We start from the raw sequence: 20,045 nt of genomic DNA on the forward strand, positions 1-20,045 counted from the left end.
GAGGGATTTTTTTATGTCCTTTGCAGCAGAAGTAAAAAAAGAATTGACCGCATTAGAAGTTCATCGCGAACATGCCAAGGCAGAATTGGCCGCTTTGATTCGGATGAATGGGTCATTAAGTATCAATAACCAGCAATTTGTTTTAAACGTTCAAACAGAAAACGCGGCGATTGCCAGACGCATCTATTCGTTACTAAAAGATCATTACGACGTGCGCAGCGAATTGCTGGTCCGTCGTAAAATGAAATTAAAAAAGAACAACGTTTACATCGTTCGTTTGAAGCAAGATACACAGCGCGTGCTTTTGGACTTAGATATCATGGACGGGCTGATGTTTCAAAGCCATGTTTCTGATGAGATCATGGGCAATACTCAAAAAATGCGTTCCTATTTACGAGGCGCTTTCATGGCATCTGGGTCCATCAACAATCCAGAAACCAGCCGCTATCATTTAGAGATCTATTCCATCTATGAGGAGCATAACCAAGATATTTGCGATATGCTAAACGCATATGGATTGAATGCCCGTGCATTAGAACGCAGAAATGGGTATATCTCTTACTTGAAAGGCGCTGAGAAAATCGCTGATTTTTTGACACTGATCGGTGCCACCAATTCCATGCTGAAATTCGAGGACGTGCGGATCGTGCGTGATATGCGTAACTCAGTCAACCGTTTGGTGAATTGCGAAACCGCCAATATGAACAAAACGATCGACGCTGCTTCGAAGCAGATCGACAATATCGAATTTATTCAAGATCGAGTTGGCTTGCAAGCTTTACCTGAAAAGCTGCAAGAAATCGCCGAATTGCGTTTGGAACATCCCGAGGTCAGCTTGAAAGAGCTAGGGGAAATGATTCCATCAGGAGCGATCTCGAAATCAGGAATCAATCATCGCATTCGCAAAATCAATGAATTTGCGGATCATTTGCGTGAACAAGTCAGTTAATCTAAGTAGTGAATGAAATCAAAAAAGCAGGAGCTTGCATTTGACATGGATTTTAGTGTCAAATCAGCTCCTGTTTTTTTGTTAGAGGTTATTCATTGATCAATGCAGTTAATTCCTCAGCAGAGATCGATTCATCAAAAATGTGCCCATCTAAGATAATCGTTGGCACAAATTGAATGTTGGCGTTTTTCGCTTCTTCCACAATTTCTCCTGCGATCGCAGGATGGTTTTGTTCAGATAGCCCTAAGGTATTTTTCGCATATTCTGCCACTTCAGGTAAAGATAAATGCCCCCATTCGTCTTGTGTTTGATAAATTTTTGTGATCTCAGCGCTCGTTGCCTGAGGATCTGTACTGGAAACAAAGCGGTGCATCACATTGCCTCGTTGCAATGATTCTTTTTCTTTGTCGAATAATTTGATGACACGGCGTAGTTTCCCAGCTGCGACAGCTTCACTTAAGATCGGTAACGATTCCTCAAACCATTGCCGACAATAAGGACAGCGCAAATTCATAAATTCGACGATCGGTTTAGCGGAAGGGTCTCCGATATGTATCCCTGTTACCGCATTTGTTTCCTGTGCTTTGATGATTGAAATATCCATTAAGATTCCTCCTTTTTCTTTTAGTTTACCGAAGTTTCTACTGAAAGAAAAGCCTCAGGTCTTTTGATTTAAGTCTGTGAAAAGAGGAGGAGAATGAGCTAAATACTATGTATTTCGTTTCACGAAATTATGAAAAATCCCCTGACTGTGCTTTTATATTCCTTGATTTTCAGCTATAATGAATTGTGTTTTATTGTGCAAAATGATGATTAAAGGAAGTTATATAGATGAGAAAAAGAAAAACAATGGATGGCAATACGGCAGCAGCCTATATTTCCTATGCCTTTACGGAACTTGCGGCGATCTATCCGATAACCCCTAGTTCAACCATGGCTGAATTAGTGGATCAGTGGTCTGCTCAAGGAAAGCATAATCTTTTTGGGCAGCCGGTGAAAGTGGTTGAAATGCAATCTGAAGCAGGGGCGGCCGGTGTGGTTCACGGCTCATTAAAAACGGGCGCCTTAACGACGACCTATACGGCATCCCAGGGACTTTTATTAATGGTACCAAATATGTACAAGATTGCTGGGGAAATGCTGCCAGGCGTCTTTCATGTCGCCAGCCGAGCAGTGACCACCAATGCTTTGAATATTTTTGGAGATCATACCGATGTAATGGCCACCCGACAAACAGGCTTTGCTATGTTAGCGGAAAGCAGTGTCCAAGAAGTAATGGATTTAGCGCCAGTCGCTCATTTAGCAGCTATCGAAGCCAATATCCCATTTTTAAATTTTTTTGATGGGTTTCGAACCAGTCATGAGATTCAAAAAATAGAGGTCTTAGATTATGAGGAATTGGCACAGTTGGTCAATCATGAAAAATTGACTGCCTTTCGACAAAAAGCCATGAACCCGAATCACCCGACGACGAGTGGAACGAATCAAAATCCTGATATCCATTTTCAACAGCGGGAAACGATCAATCAGCATTATCAAACATTGCCTGAGATCGTTCGTTTTTACATGAAAAAAATCAATGCTTTAAGAGGAACCAACTATGATTTAGTGGATTATTATGGTGCTGCGGACGCCGAAGAAGTGATCGTTTCGATGGGGTCCTCGACGCAAACGATCCAGCAAACGGTGGATCATTTGTGCGCTTCAGGACGCAAGGTGGGGGTCTTGTCGATCCATTTGTATCGACCATTCCCATTAGAAGTCTTCTTAGAAAAACTGCCTGCTACCGTTAAAAGTATCGCTGTATTGGATCGCAGCAAAGAACCTGGTGCCAATGGCGAGTCTTTGCTTTTGGATGTGCAAAGTGCCATGTATGATGCAGCGATTCGGCCGACGATCATTGGTGGACGCTATGGTCTTGGGTCAAAAGATGTGACGCCTGATCAAATCGTTGCCGTTTATGACGAATTGATTAAGCCAAAAGCGAGCCAAAAGAAACGCTTCACCATTGGGATCACGGATGATGTGACGCAATTGTCGTTGCCCTCAAAAGGCACGCTAGATCTAACTGATCCATCCACCTTCCAAGCGAAATTCTGGGGATTCGGCTCTGATGGGACCGTTGGGGCGAATAAGTCAGCAATCAAAATCATCGGTGACCATACCGAAAAATATGTGCAAGGCTATTTCCACTATGATTCGAAAAAATCTGGTGGTCTAACGGTTTCCCATCTGCGATTTGGGGATACCCCCATTCGTTCCACCTATCTGATCGAACACGCGGATTTCGTTGCATGTCATACACCTGCGTATTTGCATACGTATGATTTGCTGAAAGGACTCAAAAAAGGCGGAACCTTTTTATTAAATACGACCTGGTCACAAGAGCAAATCTTAAAAAATCTACCGAAGAAAATGAAACGTTATCTTGCTGAAAACGAGATCCGTTTTTATACCATCAACGCCATGCAGTTGGCAATGGAAGTTGGCTTAGGTGGGCGGATCAATACCGCGATGGAAACAGCCTTCTTTTACTTGGCAAACATCATTCCGACCGAGGAAATCTTGCCGATTTTAAAAGAAGAGGCACTGAAAAGTTATCGGCACAAATCGATGGCGATCGTTGAAAAGAACCAAGCAGCCATCGATCGTACCATCGAATTATTACAAGAAATCCCTGTTCCAAGCAAGTGGGCAACTCTCGAAGTGCCGGAGAGGACATCCACTGCGACAACACAATTTGTGCGGGAAATCGTGGAACCCATCAACCGTCAAGAAGGCAACCAACTAACCGTGGGCACCCTCGTACGGAATCAAATGACCGAAGGGGTGATCCCTGTCGGGACAACAGCGGTTGAGAAGCGGGGCATCGCTGTTGAAGTGCCCGAGTGGCTATCAGATCGCTGTACCATGTGCAATGAGTGTGCCTTTGTCTGTCCTCATGCGGCGATCCGTCCGTTTTTGGCAGATGAAGATGAATTAATCGAAGCACCGGAAGGCTTTATCGTCAGAGAGATGCGAGGAGCGAACGGCCAAAAATATCGAATTCAAGTTTCCGTTGAAGATTGTACAGGTTGCGGCCTTTGCGTGGAAGCATGTCCCGCCAAAGGGAAAGCTTTGACGATGCGTCCTTACGAAGAACAAAAAGAACAAGCTTTAAATTGGGCTTTTGCGATGACTTTACGTCAAAAGGAAAATCCAGCAAAACCAGGAACTGTTTTGGGCTCTCAATTCAATAAACCTTTGTTGGAGTTCTCTGGTGCTTGTGCGGGCTGTGGGGAAACCCCCTATGTGAAACTATTGACCCAAATGTTTGGTGATCGCATGATGATCGCCAATGCGACTGGCTGCTCTTCGATTTGGGGTGGAACCTCACCAGTATCCCCTTATACAACCAATCACTTAGGACAGGGGCCAGCTTGGTCAAACTCGTTGTTTGAAGACAATGCCGAATATGGCTATGGCATGTTCTTAGCCAACCAAACCCGACGGGAGAAATTAGCGGCCCAGCTGCAGTCGTTGAAAGCCAATGTATCAGAAGAATTGCAGGCTTTGATTGATGATTGGGACCTTCATCGAGAAGAAAGTGCTGGGACGCAACAGCGAGCAGCAAAATTGATCGCCGCCTTAGAAGCTGAAGCTGCCACAACACCTCAGCTGAACAAAATCTTGCAGGAGAAAGATTTGTTTGTTAAGCCAAGCCAATGGATGATAGGCGGTGACGGCTGGGCATATGATATTGGGTTTGGCGGTATCGATCATGTCCTCGCTTCTGGTGCAGACGTCAATATTCTCGTGTTAGATAATGAAGTCTATTCTAATACAGGGGGGCAAGTCTCTAAAGCGACACCGACTTCGGCCATTGCTAAATTCGCTGCGAGTGGCAAGTTTGTTTCCAAAAAAGATTTAGGAATGATGGCGATGACCTACGGACATGTCTATGTCGCACAAATCGCATCTGGTGCCAATCAAATGCAAACGATCAAAGCCTTTGAAGAAGCCGAGCGGTTCCCAGGACCGTCAATCATCATTGCCTATACGCCATGTATCACCCACGGTCTTGCAGGCGGAATGCGTCAATCCTTGAAAGAAGCACAAGAAGCAGTTGCATCGGGGTATTGGAGTCTCTACCGCTATAACCCGCTGTTGGCAGAAAAAGGGAAACAGCCAATGACACTCGATTTCAAAAAGCCAGCATTTGATCAAATGCCTGCCTTTATGCAGACACAAGTTCGATTTGCATCCTTGCAGTCTGCCAATCCGAATGCGGCGCAAGCATTGTTTGAAAAAACCGTTTCAGATGCGAAAACTCGTTTCTACAACTATGCCCGCTTAGCAGGTCAAGAAGAAAAAATACGAGCAAAGCTTGAAAATAAGGTAAGTACTGATGCAGAACGACCAACGGCAGTAAAAACGGAGCGTGTACGAAGAGAAAAACAGCCGTTAAGCGAAGAACAGCTCGCTGAAAGAGCAGCACGGCGTGCAGCGCGCGCAAAGCGCCGTCAGCAAGAGTAATCGCTCGCTGAGGAATGACCCTGCAAAACGGTTTGACCCGTTTTTCAGGGTCATTTGTTGTTTTTCCTAAGAAATGAGTGCAAGAAGCTCGTTTAGATGAAATCTTCTAAGACCTTTGACAAACAATGATTTCAGGATAATGGTAAACTAAGTAAAAGAGCTGTTTATTTTTTCAAAACTTTTTCATAAATTTGTTTTTTTTCAAATCTTTGAAGAGGTCCTATGTTATACTATTATCTGAAGTCTTAAGAATAAAGGAAGGCTGTTTATGTTGATAAATTTCAGGGATTTTTTTAATTTAGATTATTGGAGAGAATTGCTCTCATTTGATATATTTTCTTGGTCATTTTTAGTAAATGTTTTAGATGTGATCGTTGTTTGGTACTTGGTTTATAAGCTGATCCAGCTTGTGCGAGGAACAAAAGCGATCCAGTTGTTTAAAGGCGTCGGCCTATTCATTGTTCTAAGGTTTTTGGCAGGTATCGTAGGATTAAAGACGCTATCTTGGTTGATGGATCAAGTCATCACATATGGGGTGATCGCCGCGATTGTTATTTTCCAACCAGAAATTCGACGAGGGCTGGAGCATCTTGGCCGTAGCTCTTTCTTCAAGACTTCTAAGAATGAAAAACGACGGGATGAAGTGTTGGTCCAAGCGTTGGACAAAGCTGTTCAATATATGGCAAAACGAAAAATTGGTGCATTGATCACGATCGAACGGACGACGGGGTTAGAAGAATATATTGAAACGGGGATTCCTTTAGATGCGGACGTGACGGGCGAATTACTGATCAATATTTTTATTCCCAATACACCGCTACACGATGGTGCAGTCATCTTAAGAGATGATAAGATCGCTGTTGCTAGTGCCTACTTACCACTGTCAGAAAGTCCGTTGATTCCCAAAGAATTTGGGACGCGCCATCGAGCGGCTGTCGGGATTTCAGAAGTTAGTGATGCGTTGACCATTATCGTCTCAGAGGAGACGGGAGACGTCAGTATTACCCTGAATAATCGGATGCTTACTGAGCTTTCGCGACAAGAGTATCTCGACGTGTTGAATCGCGAATTAGTGCCAGAAGAAAAGCCTGGTAAACGCAACTTGCTGCAATCTTTCTTTGAAGGGGTCAACAAAGGAGGAAGAAAATGATCAAGAAAGAACGTCGTCAAAACGTATTTTATGGTATACTAGCGCTGTTCTTTAGTCTGGTTCTGTTTTTCATCGCCAGCGGATCAAGCCTGCAAGTCAACCTTGCAGGAACTTCAAATCCTTATGAGGAAGAGATCGATAATGTACCGATTCAGACCACCTATGACACAGATGAATACTTTATCCAAGGATTTGAAACAACAGTAGACGTGACTTTGTCTAGTCGAAATCGGGTGCAATTGAATGCTGAACGTAGCGAGGAAACGCGGAGCTTTCGAGTAGTTGCTGATTTGACTGGACTCGATGAAGGAACCCATGAGGTCCCTTTAGAAGTGAAAAATCTTAGCTCAAGTGTGACAGCCGAAATCGAACCCAAAACCGTCACTGTGACGATCGAGAAAAAAGTCACCCAAACGTTTACCGTTGAGCCAGTCATCTCGACTGATGGATCAACGAGTGGTTACGGCGTTGATTCAATGAGTGTTGAACCGCAAGAAGTAGAGATCACTACTGGCGACAAGACACTGGCAGAAATCGACCGAGTGGTAGCGATCGTGAATCCAGATGATATTACTGGCGATTCGATTACGGTGGATGGAACGATCGAGGCTTGGGATAGTGAAAACAATCCTTTAGCGATCATTCCTGAGCCAGATTCGGTCGATGTGGCATTGATGATGGAAGCACCAAGCAAAGAAATTGAATTGTTTGTCACTCAACAGGGGACAACACCAGATGGGATCTCTCATTACATCTACCGGATGAGTAGTATCAGTGCGGTGCTAACAGGACCACAAAGTATTTTGGATGAGACCCAGCAGATCGGTGTCCCAGTGGATGTTAGTGAGATCACAACCACGACCGAACGGACAGTAACGATTCCAGTACCAGAGGGAACAACGATCAATCCAACAGTTGTGACGATCCAAATCACTCCGGTTGCAGAAACAACTACTGAGAATCAATCAAACAATGATGGCGATGAAGCAACGAACAGTGCGAATTCTCAAGCCAATTCTTCGACAGTCGACACGACGCAAGAACAAACAGAGAATTCCGCAAGCAGCACGACGACAAGCAGTTCTTAGTCGTTTGACTGTAGAGAATGAATAAGAGAGGTTATTAAAATGGGAAAATATTTTGGTACTGATGGTGTTAGAGGAGAAGCAAACAAGGAGTTGACACCTGAATTAGCATTTAAATTAGGTCGTTACGGCGGCTATGTATTAAGTCAGCATGAAACTGGTGACCGCCGTCCCCGCGTTTTGGTGGGACGGGACACACGGATTTCTGGACAGATGCTAGAAAATGCATTGATCGCTGGACTATTATCTGTCGGGATCGAGGTATTCCAATTGGGTGTTATTTCTACACCGGGTGTTGCGTACTTGACGAAAGTGCAAAAAGCGAGTGCAGGTGTAATGATCTCTGCCTCTCACAATCCTGCACAAGACAATGGCATCAAGTTTTTCGGGAATGATGGCTTTAAATTAGTCGATGAACAAGAAGCTGAAATTGAAGCATTACTTGATGCGCCGGAAGACACACTTCCACGTCCTTCTGCCGATGGCTTAGGAACGGTGGATGAGTTTCCAGAAGGGTTGTTGAAATACTCTCAATTTCTACGTCAAACGATTCCTGATGATTTGGAAGGAATCACGGTGTGTGTTGATGCAGCAAATGGCGCAACAGCAACAAGTGTCAATCGTTTGTTTGCCGATCTAGAAACAGAATTCTTCACAATGGGGACGTCTCCAGACGGGTTGAACATTAATGATGGTGTGGGATCGACTCACCCTGAAGCGTTAGCTGAATTTGTCGTTGAAAAAGGGGCGGATGCTGGTCTTGCGTTTGATGGAGATGGTGATCGGGTCATCGCAGTAGATGAACTAGGAAACATCGTTGATGGCGATAAAATCATGTATATCTGTGCGAAATATTTAGCGGAGCAAAAGCGCTTGAACCAAGGAACGATCGTGACAACAGTCATGAGCAATTTAGGGTTCCATAAAGCAGTGGAAGCAATTGGACTGAAAGATGTCATCACACAAGTCGGTGACCGTTATGTCGTCGAAGAAATGCGTAAAAACGATTATAATTTTGGTGGCGAGCAATCAGGTCACATGATTTTCTTGGATTTCAATACGACAGGTGACGGTTTGCTATCAGGAATTCAACTATTGAATATCATGAAACAAACGGGCAAGAAACTGTCGGAATTAGCAGGAGAGGTAACGATCTATCCACAAAAACTTGTCAACATTCGAGTGACAGATAAAAATGGCGCGATGGATGTTCCAGCTATCCGTAAAATCGTGGAAGAGACAGAAGCAGAAATGAACGGCGAAGGCCGTATCTTGGTTCGCCCTTCAGGAACAGAACCATTGCTTCGAGTGATGGCAGAAGCGCCAACCATTGAAAAAGTCGATTACTATGTTGAAAAAATCGCAGCAGTCGTTCGAGAAGAAATCGGTGCGGAATAAATGAAGAAGTAAGACGATCAAAGATATCCTTTGGTCGTCTTTTTTGTCTACTTGCCAGCAAGTAGACAACTTGCGAAATAAATAAACTTGTTAACGGATTTGTCGACGACGCTTAAAAGGAACGCGCATTGGACAAATCTTGCGGAGCATAGTTGCTTTTAAAAGTCTTTCCGGATTTGTTGTGCAGAAAACCAGAAAAAAGAACCCCTATGAACGATCGAGTTTGTAGTGACCCCAAAAAGTTAGACTTTTATGGAGTGGAGAAATCCACTCCTTTTTTGTACGATAAAATTAACAGTTAGACAGCTGTTTTTACAGCTTCTCGAAACTGAACCGGACTTCGCCAATTTAATTTCTTTTTGATGCGTTTATGGTTGTAATAATAGATATATTGGTCAATTTTTGTTTTCAATTCATCTAAACTCCGATAGACTTCTCCATGAAAAATCTCTTGCTTTAATAAACCAAAGAAGTTTTCCATAGGTGAGTTATCTAAACAATTCCCTTTACGAGACATACTCTGGAAGATTTTATGCTGCTTCAATTTATTCTTATAAGCATTCATTTGATAGGCCCATCCTTGATCTGAATGGAAGGTTCTACGAAATGGACAATCATTTGTCATCTGGATTGCTTCTTCTAATCCTTCCATTATGGCTAGTGCGTTTGGTTTTTCAGAAATCCGATAAGATAGAATTTCACTATTGTAGAAATCCATGAAAGGATCTAAATACAGCTTTTTCTGACGAACGACACCTGTGGTGTCTACTTCATAATACTTAAACTCTGTGGTATCAGTTGTAATTTTTTGGTGACAGATATTTGTATAAAACCGACGATGAATACGATTTTTGGCGACAGTGCCAACCTTCCCACGATAAGAATTGTACCGTCGAGATTTTCGAGTGTAAGACTTTACTTCGATACCTAGTTTTTTTATCAGACGTTGAATCTTCTTTTTATTGACATGAATCCCTTGATTCTCTAATTCTTTTTTTAGTCGCAGACAGCCATAATCTTTATGCTCTTTGCGAATTTCAAGCATTTTTTCTTCAATTTCTTGGTCTGGGTTTGGTCTGTCAAACCGTTTCTGCCAATACATATAGGTTGCTTTAGGAAATTTCAATGTTTCAAGAAGCTCAACTAGTTTGAATGATCCTCGGAGGCTGGCGATGATTCGTGCGATTGATTCTTGCGTCTTTGCTGGGCTTCCTGTTTTCGCAGCTTCCTCAACTCTTTTAAAAAGGCATTCTCAATTTGAAGGGATCGGACTTGCTTTTCTAATGCCTTGATACGATCGCGTTCTTCAGTTGTTGTATTTTCTTTTTTGTTTTCTTTTTTTCTAGTCAAAGTAAGTGGTCGCCCTTTCTCTTTTGAGAGCCCCTCAATACCTGCTTCTCTGAAATTACGCATCCAATTGGCAATAAGCGCAGGGTTGTTCATTTCTAAAGTGCTAGCAACTTCTCGATAGGACATCTCACTTGTTTGATATAACTCTAGCGCATTTAACTTAAATTGAACAGAATATTTCTGATTTTGATGTTTTCTCAATAGACCTTCCTCTCCGTATTCACGATAGGCATTCACCCAATTACTTACTTGAGACTTGCTTGAAATACCGTATTTGTTGGCAAGATACCGATATCCGCCCACGCCACTAAGATATTCTTTAACGATTTTTAGTTTTAATTCAAAAGGATATTTTGCCATACAAATAACGACCCCCAAAAGTTAGATTTTCTGGTCTAACTTTTGGGGGTCGCTTCAGTTATCGAACGAGGAGTTCTTTTTATTATACAGAAAATAACCAATTCGGTTTCAATCTTTTAAAAAACTTATTCAACGGTAACGGATTTTGCTAAGTTTCTTGGTTTATCAACATCGAATCCACGTTGTAAAGTAGCAAAGTAAGCCAGCAGCTGTGTTGGAACGACTGCCACTAAGCTGGTTACCAATGGGTGAACATTTGGCAAAATGATTTGATCAGTCGCTTTTGCTAACTCTTGACTAACGATCACAAGGGTGTGAGCCCCACGAGATTCGACTTCTTTCAAATTGCCTCGCGTATGAGAGCCGGTCACTTCTTCCGTGATCACACCGATCACTGGTGTACCTTCTTCGATCAACGCGATGGTGCCGTGTTTTAATTCACCAGCTGCAAAGCCTTCCGCTTGGATATAAGAAATTTCTTTTAATTTCAATGCCGCTTCCATCGATACATAGTAATCATTTCCACGACCAATATAAAAGGCGTTGCGGGTATCAGATAAGAAATCTTCAGCAAATTGACTGATAACAGCTTTTTCATCTACTAGAGCTTCCATTGCAGAAGCAACGATGCTTAGTTCATGGAAGACATCAAAGTCCAATGCTTCAGGAACAGCTTTTTCATCACCAATGGCTTTTGCTAACAACGTCATCACTGCGATCTGTGCAGTATACGCCTTTGTAGAGGCAACAGCGATTTCTGGACCAGCATGAAGCAATAAGGTATGGTTCGCTTCTCGAGAAAGAGTAGAACCAGCAACGTTGGTAATCGTCAGACTAGGAAGACCTAACTGGTTGATCGTCACTAATACTTGACGGCTATCTGCCGTTTCACCACTTTGTGATAAGAACAAGAAGAAGGGTTTTGCTGACAACAATGGCATGTTGTAGCCAAACTCACTAGATAAATGAACCTCAACAGGGATCTGTGTTAGTTTTTCTAAAATGGCTTTTGCTGCCCAGCCAGCATGATTGCTGGTACCACAAGCAATGATGTAGATCCGATCGCTCGCTAAAAGTTCGCTTTTTAACGCTGGATCGATCACTACTTCACCGGATTCTCCTTGATATTCTTGGATCAAGCGGCGCATCACAGTTGGTTGATCATCGATTTCTTTTAACATGTAGTAAGGGTACGTTCCTTTTTCGATGTCAGTCAGATCTAGTTGGGCTTCATAAGACTCACGGTACACAAGGTTTCCTTTTGGATCTTCGATTTCGATCGCATCGGCTGTTACGGTCACCATTTCGCCATCTTCGATCTCAACAAAGTGAGTCGTTTGATCGAGCATTGCTAAGGCATCGCTGCAGATGACATTGAACCCATCTCCCAAACCGATCAATAAAGGACTTTTGTTTTTGGCAACATAAATGGTTTCTGGATCATTTTTTTCTACTAAGGCAAAGGCATAAGAGCCGCGAATCAAGGACAAAGCTTTTTTAAAGGCTGCTTTGGTCGTGCTGTTGTCTTGCTCCTTCAATGCTTCAATCAAATGAACAACGATTTCCGTATCTGTTTGACCTTCAAATTGGTGGTTGCTTAAATATTCTTGATGAAGCTCTTCAAAGTTTTCGATCACACCGTTATGAACCAACACGAGTGCTTGGTTTGCTGAAGTGTGAGGATGAGCGTTCATTTCTGATGGCTTGCCGTGGGTCGCCCAACGGGTATGTCCGATACCGATCGTTCCTGTTACTTCAGAAGTCACTTTTTCTTCCAAGTTTTTGATTCTTCCTTGGGCTTTAATTAAGTGATCCGAAGTCCGATCAGCGACATAAAGACCTGCTGAGTCATAGCCGCGATACTCTAAGCGTTCCAATCCGTTCAAAATAATTCGTTCTGCATTTGATTTTCCTACGATTCCTACAATTCCACACATAATGATAATCCTACTTTCAAAAAATTTAGTTTGGCATTATGTATTTCTATCTGCGTAGCAAGTCTTTGTCATCATCTTACGATGAGATTTGTTCTTGCCTGTAGAGTGCAGTCCCTAGAGTCATCCGCCGAATGTTTCGATAAACTCTTTCCTCGTCATCTGTTTCCAGATCAGGCGCTATCCTTATTGGTCTATCTATCCTCCTTGTGAGATATTTTATAGAAATACAAGCAATATCATAATATTTATTCCTGTTTCTGTCAACTGTAAGTTATATAAAAATAATTGGTATAGTTATTGGTAAGGTTGATTTGAACCTGTGTAAAGGAAATCAAAACAGCTGACATAGCTTTGTCGAATAAGATTCCCAAGAAATTTCCTCATAAAGCTATGCTTTTTTTTTTAAGTTCGCTACAATAAAAAAGTAAGAAAGTGAGGGAATGAAATGCCAGAATTTGTAAATTGTATGACTTTTTCCGAGCTAAAGAAAATGGTAGCTTCGATAGAAAAAGATCCTAATGTCACAGATGAAACAAAGGTCATGTTGGATACGGGCTGGGACAGCTTGCAAGAAATTTTGCCTGGATCAGTCACCGTGGAAACCGCGCAAACATTCGAAGTCCAAGATGAACTAACAAAGGAATTTTTTGGTGGCTACGTCTTAGCTGAAAAAAGCGAGAAATTTGATGCGGTTGGAGACGAAGAAGCAGTGATCGTCATCAAAAATCTATACTAAAAATGGGAAAGGTGAAAAGTTAGGTGGGAGAATGAATAAAAGAAGATGGATCGCAGTGGCGATCGCAGCAGGGTTATTTATCTGCTCGGGGGTTTTTTCAGTAATCACAAATCGTCCAGAGCAAGAGGAAACTCAGACGTTACAAGGGTTAAATGCTTTGTTCTATGGAAGTAATGCGATCGAAGAGACAACGTTAGTTGCCGGAGATCAAGACAATCGCATCGTTCGCTTATCTTTAGAAGGAACCATCGCCAGCAGCTCCAGTGGCGGTTTATTCACAACGGAATCTTATGATCATCAGCGGTTTTTGGAAGAACTACGGATGATCCAAGAAGATCCAACTATTGGGGGCATCTTGATGGAAGTTAATACCCCTGGAGGCGGCGTCTATGAAAGTGCGGAGATCGCTCGGGAGTTAGCAAAAATCAAAGAGTTAGGGATTCCGATGTATGTCAGTATGAAAAACATGGCAGCCAGTGGCGGTTATTATATCTCGGCAGGTGCTGATAAAATTTTTGCAACGGATGAAACCATTACTGGTTCAATCGGAGTGATCATGTCAGGGCTAAACTATGCTGGCTTATTCGAAAAGCTAGGGATCGAAGACAATACGTATAAAAGTGGCGCGCTAAAAGATGTAGGTTCAGCAACGAGAGAACCAACAGAAGCCGACAAAGAAGTCTTGCAGACCTATGTCGACAATGCCTATGGTCGGTTCGTTAAAATCGTAGCAGAAGGACGCGGCATGACAGAAGAAGCCGTTAGAAAGATCGCTGATGGCCGTATCTATGATGGGCAGCAAGCAGTGTCCGTTGGTTTAGTGGATGAAATCGGTTTTCCTGAAGATACATTAGCAGCAATGCAAGCAGATCTAGGCTTGGAAGATGCCGAGATTTTCAGCTATGATGTTTCATCTACTGGATTTGCTTCTACTTGGTTAGGTTCAAGTTTAGCCGAACTACAAGGATTAAAAGAATCAAACACAGAGCGGGTGATCCAATTGATGGAAAGCCTTGGAACCAGCGATGCTCCGAAACCTCTTTATTATTATGGAGGTGAATGACTATGACAGAGAAAAACAAGTATTCCGCTGGCACATCGTCAACGGATGACAATCACACAAGTACGTCAATCGATCAAAGGGAACAGCGGGAAACCTCGACACCGTCAACCGATCATATGGATGTGCCAACTGAGGCACAGGTTTCAGAAACAACCGAACCAGTAACTGCCAACAAAGCGATGAGGAACACACAAGTAAATCATCCCGATGATTTTTACCAACAAGTCTTGACGTCTTTTAAGGAAGAAGAGTATACCCAAAGCGAGATCGAGGAAAAACAACAAGCCTGGCAACGGTACGAAGAACCTGAAAAACAGGCAGAAGACAAACGGTTCTTCAATGATTTTCCTAGCTACTTTTTTGCTGGGTTTTGGATTCGTTTCTTTGCTTATCTCGTTGATGTGTTGGTGATCCGAGCGATTACCCAAATAACGATCGGTAGTATCTACAATCTAGCGAATTTAACGGCAACCAATCAGCGGTTTGGCCTTTACAACATCTGTGCCTTAGCAATCTATCTATGCTATTTTGTTCTAATGACAAAGCTAAATCATGGTCAAACCATTGGGAAAATGCTCTTTGGTATTCGAGTGGTTTCTTTTGTAGAGGAAGAACTCAGCTGGCAAACTGTGTTGATTCGCGAGCTTTGCGGACGCTACGTATTACAATTCAATCTTTTCTTTTATCTCGGTTATTTGCCAATCGTCTTTAATAAAAATAAGCAGCAGGCTGCGGATTATTTCGCAGAAACCAGTGTGGTGACCATTAATCTGATCAAAGCTTTCAATAAACAGGTGGATGCCAATCACGTAATGATTGGCGCACAAAACTAACTAGCAGATCAAGCAAGTAGTAAAGGAGGGATCGATAATGGGTGAGACGATTGATTTCCCAGGACCAAATGAACGGCTTCGGCTGGCGGCAGAAAAAGCCTACCAGTCAAAGGAGTTTTTGCAAGCTTTTCGCCTGTACAATGAACTCTATCAAAAAAATGCCAGTTTTGAGATCAATCAATGGCTGGTTGAATGTCTGCAGCAGTTGAATGATTTTGCCAAAGCGTTAGATCTGGCGGAAGACTATTTGGATGACTATTTAAAAGAAACCGACGGGTATTTACAAATTGGTCATCTGCTGATCTTGGATGGTCAGTATTTAAAAGCTCGGCGCTGGCTTACATTAGGTAAAAAAACAAAAATTGCAAGCCGCTATCAGGAACAGTTAGCAAGTGAATTAGCAAAGGTAGAAGAAGTGCAGCAAATTTTAGGGCTGGAAGATTTTCATGGGAAACGCAAGCATTTACGTGCATTAGATGAAGCCAATCAACCGGTGAGTGCTACAGAATGGCACGTTTTTACCCAAGCCATTACCAAACCACAATTTGTCACGCTGATGCATGAAACGTTAGCTTCCATCAAAAATCCATATTTGCTGCCCAAATTAGTGGATGAGCTCGTGCGTCTTGAAGTGGACGAACCTTTTGAACTGATCGATTACCTTGGGAATATGCAGCAAATCGTTCCGAAAGAGTTAAAACTTTTGCAAGAAGATGCCGCTGTTAAAGCGATCCAGAAAGAGATTGACGAAACGATCGCCCAAGAAGATCCGATTTTAGCAGAAAGCGTCTCAGCAGAAATCAATGATCATTTAGCCATCAGCTACCCATTTTTACCTGCAAAAGAGGAGGCAAAAGCATGGGTGGCAAGCTACATTGAAGATTATCGTGGGTTATTTGAAGAAAAAGAACAGCCAAAAGCAGCGAATGAAATAGAAGAACGCAAACGACACCTACGCAATATCCTACGATTGAGCATTCGCTGAAAGAAAAATTCGCAACTTTCATGGTAAAATGTTTACAATTAAACAACGTTAGTGTACTATTTAAAGGTATGCATGAAGCTATTTCATATGTAAATCAATTAATATTCGGAGGGAAATAAATGACTGCAAAATGGGAAAAAACAGGCACCAATGATGGTGTTTTGACATTTACGATCGCTCAAGCAGAAATCCAAAAAGGCTTGACGACTGCATTCAATAAAGTGAAAGGCAATCTTAACGTACCTGGCTTCCGTAAAGGGAAAGTTTCACGCCAAGTATTTAACCGTATGTACGGCGAAGAAGCGTTGTATGAAGATGCATTGAACGCTGTTCTTCCAGAAGCTTATGAAGCTGCTGTAAAAGAAGCAGGGATCGATCCTGTTGCGCAACCAAAAATCGACGTTGACAGCATGGAAAAAGGCCAAGATTGGGTTATCAATGCAGAAGTTACTGTAAAACCTGAAGTAAAACTTGGTGATTACAAAGAATTAACAGTTGAAAAACAAGACCGTGAAGTAACAGAAGAAGACGTGGATGCACGCATCAAACGTGAACAAGAAGCACAAGCTGAATTAGTTATCAAAGAAGACGAAGCTGCTGAAAATGGCGACACAGTCGTTATCGACTTTGAAGGCTTCTTAGGGGAAGAAACATTTGAAGGCGGCAAAGGTGAAAACTACTCACTTGAACTTGGCTCAAACTCATTCATCCCTGGTTTTGAAGAACAATTAGTAGGAACAAAAGCTGGTGATAGCAAAGACGTTACCGTTACTTTCCCAGAAGATTATCAAGCAGAAGATTTAGCTGGTAAAGAAGCAGTCTTCAAAGTAACTGTTCACGAAGTAAAAGCAAAAGAACTTCCTGAATTAGATGATGAATTCGCAAAAGACGTTGATGACAGCGTTGAATCATTAGCTGAATTAAAAGAAAAATACCGTGCTGAATTGACTGAATCAAAAGAAAAAGCAGCTGAAGATGCAAAAGATGAAGCTGCGATCCGTCAAGCAGTTGAAAACGCAGAAATCGTTGAATTACCACATTCAATGGTTCATGATGAAGTACACCGTTCAATGGATGAATTCTTGAACAACATGCAACGTCAAGGAATCTCACCAGAAATGTATTATCAATTAACTGGTTCAACTGAAGCAGATCTGCACACACAATTTGAAGGTGAAGCAGAAACCCGCGTGAAAACAAACCTTGTTATTGAAGCAATCGCTAAAGCAGAAGGTTTGGAAGCAACAGAAGAAGATATCGAAAACGAAATCAAAGAACTTTCTGAAGCTTACAACATGCCAGTGGATCAAATCAAACGCGTCTTAACAGAAGACATGTTGAAACATGATATCACGATGAAGAAAGCAGTTGAACTTGTCACAGGTACTGCAAAAGAAGCGTAAGCAAAATGCTTAAAAACGGCGAACATCTAGCGGTGTTTGCCGTTTTTTCTTGGGAGTAAGAGGGGCTAGTTTAACAATTACTAACAAATGATAAGAAAACGTTAGGCAACGTAAAAAGAACTTTTTCTTTCAAAAAAGTTATGATATGATTGTTTAAGACTGCAAAGTTAGTAAACAAAATTCCACTCCTTTAAATAGGTTGGAAAATTTTCAAGGGGTGAACAGTATGTACGATAATACAAACGGTAATGAAGCTGTTCGTTGTTCTTTTTGTGGCAAAACGCAAGAAGAGGTGAAAAAGATCGTTGCAGGTCCTGGGGTCTATATCTGTAATGAATGCATCGATTTGTGTAAAGAAATCATTGATGAAGAGTTTTACGAAGAAGCAATTCGTGAATTTACCGAAGTGCCGAAACCGCAAGAACTACTGAATGTTCTCAATGAATATGTGATTGGACAAGATCGTGCGAAACGGACACTGGCTGTAGCGGTTTACAATCACTACAAACGGGTCAATGTAGAAACGACAGCAGAAGATGTAGAATTACAAAAAAGCAATATTTGCTTGATCGGACCAACAGGTTCTGGGAAAACATTTTTGGCACAAACGTTAGCACGTTCACTAAACGTGCCTTTTGCAATCGCTGATGCAACCAGTTTGACAGAAGCCGGCTATGTCGGTGAAGATGTGGAAAACATTCTTTTGAAACTGTTACAAGCTGCTGATTATAACGTAGAAATGGCAGAAAAAGGAATCATCTATATTGATGAGATCGATAAAATCGCCCGTAAGAGTGAAAATGTATCGATTACTCGTGACGTATCCGGTGAAGGCGTGCAGCAAGCATTGCTGAAGATCCTAGAAGGAACGACTGCTAGTGTACCGCCACAAGGTGGACGAAAACATCCACATCAAGAGATGATCCAAATTGATACCACCAATATTCTCTTTATCGTTGGTGGGGCGTTTGACGGAATCGAAACCATCGTTAAAAACCGTTTAGGTGAAAAAACAATTGGTTTTGGCACGAACAATAAGCGCCTTGAAGAAGGCGAAAGCGTGATGCAGCAAATCATTCCTGAAGACTTGCTTAAATTCGGTTTGATTCCTGAATTTATTGGCCGCTTGCCAGTGATGGCTGCCCTAGAGAAATTAACAGTAGATGATTTAGTGCATATTTTGACTGAACCAAAAAATGCGCTGGTCAAACAATACCAAAAGTTAATGGCATTAGATGACACCGAGCTTGAATTTGAGCCAGAGGCTTTGCGTGCCATTGCTGCGCAAGCCATTGAGCGAAATACCGGTGCTCGTGGGTTGCGTTCGATCATCGAGAATATCATGATGGACGTCATGTTCAATGTCCCTTCTGATGAGTCGATCCAAAAAGTCACCATCACGGAAGAAGCGGCAAAAGGACTTGGTGAACCAAAAATCATTTACAATGAAGAGACCAAAAAAGCAGTCTAATCGAGACCAAGTCGGATAGTTTCATTGCTATCCGGCTTTCTTTTTGAAAAAATAGAAAGGAGCGATTCGATGAAAGTACATGATGCTGAAATCGTCATCAGTGCCGTTTCTCCAGCACAATATCCAGCTACACCTTTACCGGAGATTGCCTTAGCAGGCCGCTCAAATGTCGGAAAGTCATCCTTCATCAATACATTGATCAATCGTAAAAATTTAGCCCGTACCTCATCAAAACCTGGGAAGACGCAAACGCTGAACTTTTATTTGATTGAAAATACGCTGCATTTTGTCGATGTCCCCGGCTACGGCTATGCAAAAGTATCGAAAACAGAGCGAGCGAAATGGGGGAAAATGATTGAGACATATCTTGAACAAAGAGAGCAGCTGCGTGCAGTCGTATCTCTTGTTGATTTACGTCATGCCCCCTCACAAGAAGATATTCAAATGTATGAGTTTTTGAAATACTACGAGATTCCAGTGATCGTGGTCGCCACCAAAGCAGACAAAATCCCTCGCGGGAAATGGAACAAGCATGAAAGTATGATCAAAAAAGCATTGTCCTTTGACCCAGCAGATACGTTTATCCTATTTTCTTCCATTACCAAACAAGGAAAAGAAGAAGCGTGGAAAGCGATTGAAGCAGCAATAAAATAATTATCAATTAGGAAACCGAAGCAAGAAAGTCCCTTGCTTCGGTTTTTCTCATTTTACAGTGGAAATTAGCTGATTTACGCTATTCTACGTAGCATAGAGTGCTAAATTTGCCCAATTTTAGCGAAAATCTCCTTGATATTTGTTAAACTTGTAACA

General features: G+C 42.1%; 16 protein-coding genes. 12 read left to right on the plus strand and 4 right to left on the minus strand.

Annotated elements, in window-relative coordinates; translation table 11 throughout:
- The first annotated feature begins 13 nt into the window (after positions 1 to 13).
- On the plus strand, positions 14 to 949 hold the full coding sequence (whiA, locus tag IGI76_RS07500) for a DNA-binding protein WhiA (RefSeq protein ID WP_005225954.1): 936 nt from the start codon (positions 14 to 16) through the stop codon (positions 947 to 949).
- An 88-nt stretch (positions 950 to 1,037) separates the two neighbouring features.
- Here the strand turns inward: whiA and IGI76_RS07505 are convergent, their stop codons facing one another.
- Positions 1,038 to 1,553 carry a DsbA family protein gene (locus tag IGI76_RS07505; protein ID WP_167822813.1) on the minus strand — a complete coding sequence of 172 codons (516 nt, stop codon included), beginning with the start codon at positions 1,551 to 1,553 and terminating at the stop codon, positions 1,038 to 1,040.
- A 227-nt stretch (positions 1,554 to 1,780) separates the two neighbouring features.
- Here IGI76_RS07505 and nifJ point away from each other — a divergent pair, with 227 nt between their 5' ends.
- The 4 genes from nifJ to glmM all read left to right on the plus strand — a co-directional run bounded on the left by nifJ (position 1,781) and on the right by glmM (position 9,097).
- A complete protein-coding gene (nifJ, locus tag IGI76_RS07510; protein ID WP_194186085.1) occupies positions 1,781 to 5,464 on the plus strand; it encodes a pyruvate:ferredoxin (flavodoxin) oxidoreductase in 3,684 nt (1,227 codons plus the stop codon).
- A 268-nt stretch (positions 5,465 to 5,732) separates the two neighbouring features.
- A complete protein-coding gene (gene cdaA / locus IGI76_RS07515; RefSeq protein WP_005235688.1) occupies positions 5,733 to 6,614 on the plus strand; it encodes a diadenylate cyclase CdaA in 882 nt (293 codons plus the stop codon).
- Positions 6,611 to 7,702 (plus strand): CdaR family protein, encoded by a 1,092-nt coding sequence (locus IGI76_RS07520; protein ID WP_167822811.1) that lies wholly within the window; start codon positions 6,611 to 6,613, stop codon positions 7,700 to 7,702. The genes cdaA and IGI76_RS07520 overlap by 4 nt, the downstream gene beginning before the upstream one ends.
- A 39-nt stretch (positions 7,703 to 7,741) precedes the next feature.
- Positions 7,742 to 9,097, plus strand: coding sequence for a phosphoglucosamine mutase (glmM, locus tag IGI76_RS07525; protein ID WP_005225959.1), 1,356 nt, complete (start codon positions 7,742 to 7,744; stop codon positions 9,095 to 9,097).
- 298 nt (positions 9,098 to 9,395) lie between these two features.
- On the opposite strand, the gene IGI76_RS07530 is transcribed toward glmM, so the two are convergent.
- From IGI76_RS07530 to glmS, 3 genes are all read right to left on the minus strand, one after another.
- Positions 9,396 to 10,283, minus strand: coding sequence for an IS3 family transposase (locus tag IGI76_RS07530; protein ID WP_317756472.1), 888 nt, complete (start codon positions 10,281 to 10,283; stop codon positions 9,396 to 9,398).
- On the minus strand, positions 10,241 to 10,807 hold the full coding sequence (locus IGI76_RS07535; RefSeq protein ID WP_016249835.1) for a helix-turn-helix domain-containing protein: 567 nt from the start codon (positions 10,805 to 10,807) through the stop codon (positions 10,241 to 10,243). Before IGI76_RS07535 ends, IGI76_RS07530 begins: the two co-directional genes overlap by 43 nt.
- Before the next feature lie 125 nt (positions 10,808 to 10,932).
- Positions 10,933 to 12,744 (minus strand): glutamine--fructose-6-phosphate transaminase (isomerizing), encoded by a 1,812-nt coding sequence (gene glmS, locus IGI76_RS07540; RefSeq protein WP_144808636.1) that lies wholly within the window; start codon positions 12,742 to 12,744, stop codon positions 10,933 to 10,935.
- A 445-nt stretch (positions 12,745 to 13,189) separates the two neighbouring features.
- On the opposite strand from glmS, the gene IGI76_RS07545 reads away from it, so the two are divergent.
- The 7 genes from IGI76_RS07545 (at position 13,190) to yihA (ending at position 19,889) form a co-directional block, all read left to right on the plus strand.
- Positions 13,190 to 13,480: a hypothetical protein gene (locus IGI76_RS07545; RefSeq protein ID WP_194186084.1), complete on the plus strand. Its 291-nt coding sequence runs from the start codon at positions 13,190 to 13,192 to the stop codon at positions 13,478 to 13,480.
- 31 nt (positions 13,481 to 13,511) lie between these two features.
- Positions 13,512 to 14,543 carry a signal peptide peptidase SppA gene (gene sppA / locus IGI76_RS07550; RefSeq protein ID WP_086295247.1) on the plus strand — a complete coding sequence of 344 codons (1,032 nt, stop codon included), beginning with the start codon at positions 13,512 to 13,514 and terminating at the stop codon, positions 14,541 to 14,543.
- A 2-nt stretch (positions 14,544 to 14,545) separates the two neighbouring features.
- Complete coding sequence (locus tag IGI76_RS07555; RefSeq protein WP_333719117.1) at positions 14,546 to 15,376, plus strand: RDD family protein; 831 nt, start codon at positions 14,546 to 14,548, stop codon at positions 15,374 to 15,376.
- A gap of 37 nt (positions 15,377 to 15,413) precedes the next feature.
- Positions 15,414 to 16,361 carry a hypothetical protein gene (locus IGI76_RS07560; protein ID WP_201689033.1) on the plus strand — a complete coding sequence of 316 codons (948 nt, stop codon included), beginning with the start codon at positions 15,414 to 15,416 and terminating at the stop codon, positions 16,359 to 16,361.
- A gap of 119 nt (positions 16,362 to 16,480) precedes the next feature.
- Positions 16,481 to 17,764 (plus strand): trigger factor, encoded by a 1,284-nt coding sequence (tig, locus tag IGI76_RS07565; RefSeq protein ID WP_201689035.1) that lies wholly within the window; start codon positions 16,481 to 16,483, stop codon positions 17,762 to 17,764.
- 226 nt (positions 17,765 to 17,990) lie between these two features.
- Positions 17,991 to 19,235 (plus strand): ATP-dependent Clp protease ATP-binding subunit ClpX, encoded by a 1,245-nt coding sequence (clpX, locus tag IGI76_RS07570; RefSeq protein ID WP_010748174.1) that lies wholly within the window; start codon positions 17,991 to 17,993, stop codon positions 19,233 to 19,235.
- Positions 19,236 to 19,304: 69 nt separating this feature from the next.
- Positions 19,305 to 19,889, plus strand: a complete 585-nt coding sequence (yihA, locus tag IGI76_RS07575) for a ribosome biogenesis GTP-binding protein YihA/YsxC (protein ID WP_005225967.1) — start codon at positions 19,305 to 19,307, stop codon at positions 19,887 to 19,889.
- Positions 19,890 to 20,045 lie beyond the last annotated feature (156 nt).

The organism is Enterococcus sp. DIV2449a (assembly GCF_051711225.1).
GTDB classification, from domain to species: Bacteria; Bacillota; Bacilli; order Lactobacillales; family Enterococcaceae; genus Enterococcus_D; species Enterococcus_D casseliflavus.

Excerpts from the sequence above, each read along its gene's own strand:
- whiA (WP_005225954.1), top strand. The coding sequence starts at position 14 with ATGTCCTTTGCAGCAGAAGTAAAAAAAGAATTGACCGCATTAGAAGTT.
- IGI76_RS07505 (WP_167822813.1), bottom strand. The coding sequence starts at position 1,553 with ATGGATATTTCAATCATCAAAGCACAGGAAACAAATGCGGTAACAGGG.
- nifJ (WP_194186085.1), top strand. The coding sequence starts at position 1,781 with ATGAGAAAAAGAAAAACAATGGATGGCAATACGGCAGCAGCCTATATT.
- cdaA (WP_005235688.1), top strand. The coding sequence starts at position 5,733 with ATGTTGATAAATTTCAGGGATTTTTTTAATTTAGATTATTGGAGAGAA.
- IGI76_RS07520 (WP_167822811.1), top strand. The coding sequence starts at position 6,611 with ATGATCAAGAAAGAACGTCGTCAAAACGTATTTTATGGTATACTAGCG.
- glmM (WP_005225959.1), top strand. The coding sequence starts at position 7,742 with ATGGGAAAATATTTTGGTACTGATGGTGTTAGAGGAGAAGCAAACAAG.
- IGI76_RS07535 (WP_016249835.1), bottom strand. The coding sequence starts at position 10,807 with ATGGCAAAATATCCTTTTGAATTAAAACTAAAAATCGTTAAAGAATAT.
- glmS (WP_144808636.1), bottom strand. The coding sequence starts at position 12,744 with ATGTGTGGAATTGTAGGAATCGTAGGAAAATCAAATGCAGAACGAATT.
- IGI76_RS07545 (WP_194186084.1), top strand. The coding sequence starts at position 13,190 with ATGCCAGAATTTGTAAATTGTATGACTTTTTCCGAGCTAAAGAAAATG.
- sppA (WP_086295247.1), top strand. The coding sequence starts at position 13,512 with ATGAATAAAAGAAGATGGATCGCAGTGGCGATCGCAGCAGGGTTATTT.
- IGI76_RS07555 (WP_333719117.1), top strand. The coding sequence starts at position 14,546 with ATGACAGAGAAAAACAAGTATTCCGCTGGCACATCGTCAACGGATGAC.
- IGI76_RS07560 (WP_201689033.1), top strand. The coding sequence starts at position 15,414 with ATGGGTGAGACGATTGATTTCCCAGGACCAAATGAACGGCTTCGGCTG.
- tig (WP_201689035.1), top strand. The coding sequence starts at position 16,481 with ATGACTGCAAAATGGGAAAAAACAGGCACCAATGATGGTGTTTTGACA.
- clpX (WP_010748174.1), top strand. The coding sequence starts at position 17,991 with ATGTACGATAATACAAACGGTAATGAAGCTGTTCGTTGTTCTTTTTGT.
- yihA (WP_005225967.1), top strand. The coding sequence starts at position 19,305 with ATGAAAGTACATGATGCTGAAATCGTCATCAGTGCCGTTTCTCCAGCA.